Raw genomic sequence first — 6,067 nt, 5'->3', positions numbered from 1 at the left:
GATGTGTTCCTCGATGCCCGCCGGGGTGTGGGTGACGTGCGTCGTGGCGATGGGTTCGGCGGTGGACCACCCGGCCGGCGGCCCCCCGGTCAGCACCCGCCACGCCGCTTCCAGGGCACGGCCGAGGAGGAGGTCACCGTCGGCGGTGTGGATGGCGCGCAGAGAAATGGCCAACTGGCGCTCGCCGGGGGCGTCGGGGGAGCCGATCAGGGCTTCGGGGGAGCCGCCCAAGGCTTCGGAGGCGCCGCCCGCGTCCTCCGGGGAGTCGCCCAGGCCGTCGGGGCAGCCGCCCAGGCCGTCGGGGCAGCCGCCCAGGCCGTCGGGGGAGCCGCCCGCATCCCCAAGGTAGCCACCCGGGTCCTCAAGGGAGCCGTCCAAGCCGTCCAAGGCCTCGGAGGCGTCGCCCGCGTCCTCGGGGGCGGCGACGGGTGCCCCGCGGCGGAAGGCGTCCGCTACGCGTACGCGGCCCTCCGCGTCGCGGGCCGGACCGAACCGGCCATCCTGCCACCGCAGTTGTGCGCCGGAGAGGCCGTCGTAGTAGCCGCAGTCGGGGTCCTGGACCACCCAGGCGTGGGGCTGGCCGTGCAGTGCGGTGCGGGTGGGGAGCGTGAGGCGGGTGCCGCCGGGCGGGGTGACGATCTGGAGGGCGCGGTCCCCGGCGGCGGCGGTGCGCAGGGCGTCCGCCAGCCAGTTGGTCATCGCGACGAACGGACGGTCCTGGATGACGACGACGGCCTTGTCCGTGAGGACGTCGACGGCCGGTGGCGCCGCCTCGGGCGCGGTCGTCGCGGTGGCCGCCCCGGAGGTGAGCGGGACGACCTCGGTGTGGGCGGCCCCCGGCGGCCACACCGTGCCCCCGAGCACGGCGGCGACGCGCCCGGCGAACGAACCGGCCAGCCGTTCACCCTCCTCGACCGCGGTGGAGGCGCGCGCCTCCGTCCACCAGTACGCCCCCTCGGGAGCCACCGCGTCGGCCCCGAGCAGGCGCCGCGCCTCCCCGGGGACCTGGACGAGGAGGGGTGCCTCCACGGAGACCAGTGGGCGTCCGTTCGGGGCGCAGAGCTGGACGACCGCGCCCTCGGCCAGGGAGCCGATGCCCAGGTCGGGGCCGCCCGCGAAGAGACCGGCGAGCAGGGTGCTGAGGTCGGGCATCCCGGGGGTGAGGGCGATGACGTCCTTGGTCACGGGTGTCGGTTCTCCGTGGTGTCGTCGCCCCCGTCGGCGAGGGCGGTCTGGATGAGCTGGTGGCGTCGGCCCCGGCGGACCAGGGTGCCGCGCCCGGGCGGTTGGGCGGAGGCGTAGAGGCCGGGGAAGAGCTGGCCCTCGGTGCGGTCGCCGGTCATCAGGAGCGCGGTGGCGCCGCTCTCCCGCAGCGTCGTGAGAAAGGGCTCGTACAGGGCGCGGGAGGACCCGGCGACGCGGCGCGCGACGACGAAGTGCAGCCCGATGTCCTGCGCGGCGGAGACGTAGGGCAGGAAGGGCGCCAGGGGCTGCTGACCCGCGGTGGTCAGGATGTCGTAGTCGTCGACGAGGATCACGATCCGGGGCCCGGTGAAGGCGGGGCCGTCGACGGCCGCGTCCGGATCGGCCGTCTCCGGCAGGCGCTTCTCCAGTTCGCCCGCGATGCCCGCCGCCAGCCCGGCGGCGAGCTTGGCGTTGTGCGCGTAGCCGCCCCGGTACGGCTCCGGGACCACCCCGCGCAGGCCCCGTCGCGGGTCGAAGACGCCGAAGACCAGGTCTTTTTCGCCGTGCCGGTCGATGAGCTGTCCGGCGATCAGCCTGAGCAGGTTGGTCTTGCCGCACTCGTTGTCGCCGAGGACGAGCAGATGCTGGTCCTGCCCCGCCAGGTCGAGGAAGGCCGGGGCGAGGGTGTCCTGCCCGACGCCGAGCGGGACGCGCGAGGGCTCGGTGGCGGGCGAGGGCAGCCTGGCGGCGGGCAGTGCCGCGGGCAGCACCCGCACGGGGGCGGCCGGTTCGCCCTGCCAGGCGGCGCGCAGCGTACGTGCGGCACTCTCCAGGGCGGGGCCCAGATCACCGGTGCCCGGCCGGCCGTCGACGCGGGGCAGGGCGGTGTGGGCGAAGAGCTTGGCGTCGGTCAGGACCCGGCCCGGGGTGTCGGCGGTCAGCGTCTCGGACAGCTTGCGGTCGACGCTGGAGTCCGACGGGTCGTTGAGCCGCAGCTCGACCCGCGTGCCGAACATGGACTGTGTGGCGATGCGTACGTCGTTCCAGCGCAGCATCCCGGCGACGAGGTGGATGCCGTACCCGCTGCCGCGCTTGAGGAGGTCGGCGACGCCGTCGTCGAGGTCGGCGAACTCGTCGCGCAGCGCGCCGAAGCCGTCGATCAGCAGCACGATGTCGGTGGAGCCGAGCTCCGTCAGCCTTCCCCGGGCGCGCAGACGGCGGAGCTGGTCGACCGAGTCGATCCCGTACGCGCGGAAGAGCTCCTCGCGCACCGCGAGCTGCGCGCGGACCTCGGCGACCGTACGGGCGGCGCGCTCGCGGTCGGCACGGCCCGCGACACCGCCCACGTGCGGCAGACCGGTCAGCGCGGACAGACCGCCGCCGACCAGGTCGAGGCCGTAGACGGCGACCTCGCGCGGGGTGTGGGTCAGGGCGAGGGACAGCGCGAGGGTGCGCAGCAGCGTGGTCTTGCCGGACTGCGGGCCGCCGATGACGGCGGCATGCCCTCCGGCGACGGTCAGGTCCAGCACCCACGGCTCCTGGCGCTGGGTGGCCGGGTCGTCGAGCACGCCGAGGGGGACGCGCAGAGGGCCCGGCGCGAGGGTGAGCCGCAGGCCGTCCTCCGTGGCCCGCAGGGGACCCGCGCAGGCGTCGAGGGTGATCGCGCCGGGCAGCGGCGGCAGCCAGATGCGGCGCACCGGAGGGGCCGCCTCGCAGAGCTGGCCGACCATGGCCGACAGGACGGTGGGCCCGGTCTCCCGCTCCCGCGCAGGGGACTCCTCCGGCGTGGCCGCCGCCGGGTTCTCCCCCCTCGTATAGGCGGCGTAGGGCAGGGCGAGGGGTTCCCGGTCCGCCCGCTCGCGCGGGCCGGGCCCGCGGTGGGCGCCCGAGACGTAGCCCGCCTTGAAGCGCTCGTACGTGGAGGTGTCCACCTTGAGATAGCCGAAGCCCGGCAGCGGCGGGAGCTGGAAGGCGTCCACCGTGTCGAGGACGGTGCGCGACTCGTCGGCGGAGAAGGTGCGCAGGCCCAGCCGGTAGGAGAGGTAGGTCTCCAGACCCTTCAGCCTGCCGGACTCGATCCGCTGGCTTGAGAGCAGCAGGTGCACGCCGATGGAGCGGCCGATGCGGCCGATGGAGAGGAACAGGTCGATGAAGTCCGGCTTGGCGGTGAGCAGTTCACCGAACTCGTCGATGACGACGAAGAGATGCGGCAGCGGCTCCAGCTCCGGCCGCTTCGCGCGCAGCGCCGCGTAGTGGCCGATGTCGGCGACGTTCCCCGCGTCCTTCAGCACCTGCTGGCGGCGCTTGACCTCACCGGCCAGGCTGGTGTGGACGCGTTCGACGAGCCCCGCCTGGTTCTCCAGGTTGGTGATGACACCCGCGACGTGCGGAAGCCCGGTGAACGGGGCGAAGGTGGCGCCGCCCTTGTAGTCGACCAGGACGAGCGCCAGGTCTTCGGGGGAGTGGGTGGTGACGAGGGCGAGGACGAGGGTGCGCAGCAGTTCGTTCTTGCCGGAACCGGTCGCGCCCACGCACAGCCCGTGCGGGCCCATGCCCAGTTCGGAGGACTCCTTCAGGTCCAGGAGCACCGGCTCGTGCCGGTCGTCAAGCCCGATGGGCACGCGCAGGAAGTCCCGCTCCCCGCGCGGCGCCCAGAGCGCGTCGAGGTCGAGCGCGGCGGGGTCCCGTACGCCGAGCAGCTCGGGGAAGTCCACCGGGCCGGAGACCGGGGTGCCGTCGGCGGCGGACTCGGCCGAGAGGCGGAGCGGGGCGAGCATGCGCGCCAGGCCCTCGGCGCCCGCGAGGCTCACCTCGTCCGCCGTGCCGCGACCGGGCGGCGCCCCCGGGGTGCGCAGGTCCTCTACGCTCACCCGGTCGCCGTCGACCGTGATGCGGACGGTGACCTGATCCGGTTCGTGCACCCGCTGGGCGAGCAGGTGCAGGACGGTCACTCCCATGCCGGTGAGCCCGACGGCCGCATCGGGGCGGGCCAGTTCGGTGGCCGCGGCGCCGTGACAGTCGTTGACCACGAGGAGCCGGTCGGTCATCCGCAGCGCCTGCCGGTCGGCGAGCCCGCGGCGCACCTCCGCCGCGTAGGAGGCGCGGCGGCGCAGGTCCGCGGCGCACTGCCGGGCGAGCTGGTCGAGGTCAGGGGCGAACCGTCGCGCCGCGACCGGTCCGTCGTCCCGCCGCGGGTCCAGGACGTGCGGCAGCCACTTCGCCCACTCCCACTCCGGGAGCCGGTCCTCGGGCACGCCCAGGGCGATGGCCACGTCGTCCGGCGCGTGCGTCACCGCGGTCTGGATCAGCAGGGCGCGCGCCACCCGCAGGACGCCGTCCCGGTCCCCGACGATGCTGACGTCGCCCGCGCGGTCCAGGGGCGCCACCAGCGGGAAGTCGGCCGCGGTGGCGAACCGGTGCCGCAGCGCACGCGCTTCGTTCAGCATGAAGGGGTCGGGCGGCGTCAGCACTCCGCTGCCCGCACTCTGCCCGATGGTGAGGTGCTGCACGGGCACATCACCGGTACCCAGCCGTACGTGCAGGAAGTCGGCGTCCAGGCGGCGCCGCTCCCACAGCCTGGCGGGATCGCGCACCAGGTCGTACAGCGCGGCCGGGGGCGGGTTGAGTACGCGGGCCTGCCGCCGCAGCTCTCGTTCCTCGGCGCCGAGTTCCTCGCGCTGTTCCTCCACGTACTCCAGATAGCGCTCGCGCTGGACGCGGCGGGTGCGCTGGGCCTTGCCGCGCTGGGACAGGAAGAGCGCCACCGCGCCGAGCAGCGCGAAGACGAGCACGATCGCGCCGACGGCGGCGAACTGGCTGTTGCGGATGACGGTCATCATGACGACCGAACCCATGACACCGGCCATCGGCAGCAGCGCGGTCGCCGCGTTGCCGGTCTTGCCCTCGGGCAGGTTGGGCGGCGGCTCGATGGTGCGCTCCGGAGCGGCGCCGAGGGGCCGGGTGCCGCGGGCCGGGCGGTGGACGAGGTGCCGGGTCATCGCACCCGCACCGCCCGTCCCATCGCCTCGGCGGCCAGGCGGACGGCGGCGTCCCGGGTGCTCCGGCCGAGCATGCGGGTGTGGATGGGGCCTCCCTGGGCCAGGTGCCGGTCGTAGGGGAGCGGCACGACGGCCACCCCGGTCTCCCGCAGATGGGCGGTGGCCGTCCGCAGGTCGAGCGTCGTGTCGGGGGAGTTCGCGCTCAGCGCGACGACGGTGGTGGCCAGCGCCGAGTGCGGCAGCCTGGCCAGCCAGTCGAGGACCACGCGGGTGCCGTTGACGCCCTCGGCGGTCATCGGGGCGACCACCACGCGTGCGTGGGCGGTGTCCATCGCGGTGCGCGCCACCTCGCCGGGCAGCGACTCGCAGTCCACCACCGTCACCGCGAAGTAGCGGCGCAGGGCGAGGGTGACGGTGCGGTAGACGGGTACGTCGAGGGGCGCGCCGACGCGTCCCTGCCCCGCGGGCAGCAGCCATCCGCCGTCGGCGACGGGCACCAGGTATCCGGTGACGTCGGTGAGCCGCATGGCCGGGCTGAGGAGCCCGACGAGATCGGCTGCCGCCCAGCGCACGGACTCGGCCCCCAGCCGCACGGGCAGCGTGCCGAGCGCGGCGTCGGCCTCCAGGGCGAGCACCGGGTCGTGCCGGTAGTGGTTGAACGTGCGGGTGAGCAGCGCGGAGACCGTGGACTTGCCTACGCCGCCGCGGATGGAGGTCACCGCGATGACCCGGCCGGTGGTGACGGGCTGCTGCACCTCGCGCGCGAGCCGCGTCCGCTCGGCGCTCTCCCGCCCGGCGGACGCGGCGAGCCCGCGGATCGAACGCCCGGTGCGGCGCACGGCGGAGTCCCCGTGCTGGGGACGGCCGAGGGCGAGGGCGAGACG

The 6,067-nt window shown here is 75.0% G+C and carries 3 protein-coding genes; all 3 read right to left on the bottom strand.

The window, feature by feature from the left end; all coding sequences use genetic code 11:
• Positions 1-1,185, bottom strand: a 1,185-nt coding sequence (locus AB8Z36_RS29215) for a DUF6177 family protein (protein ID WP_369216389.1), incomplete at its 3' end; no start/stop codon positions are given.
• On the bottom strand, positions 1,182-5,183 hold the full coding sequence (eccCa, locus tag AB8Z36_RS29210; protein ID WP_369216388.1) for a type VII secretion protein EccCa: 4,002 nt from the start codon (positions 5,181-5,183) through the stop codon (positions 1,182-1,184). The genes AB8Z36_RS29215 and eccCa, both read right to left, overlap by 4 nt.
• The coding region (locus AB8Z36_RS29205) for a hypothetical protein (protein WP_369216387.1) at positions 5,180-6,067 on the bottom strand (888 nt) is incomplete at its 5' end. The genes eccCa and AB8Z36_RS29205, both read right to left, overlap by 4 nt.

This window comes from Streptomyces flavofungini, from assembly GCF_041028215.1.
Lineage (GTDB): Bacteria > Actinomycetota > Actinomycetes > Streptomycetales > Streptomycetaceae > Streptomyces > Streptomyces flavofungini_B.
This window is presented reverse-complemented; position numbering and strand designations above follow the sequence as displayed.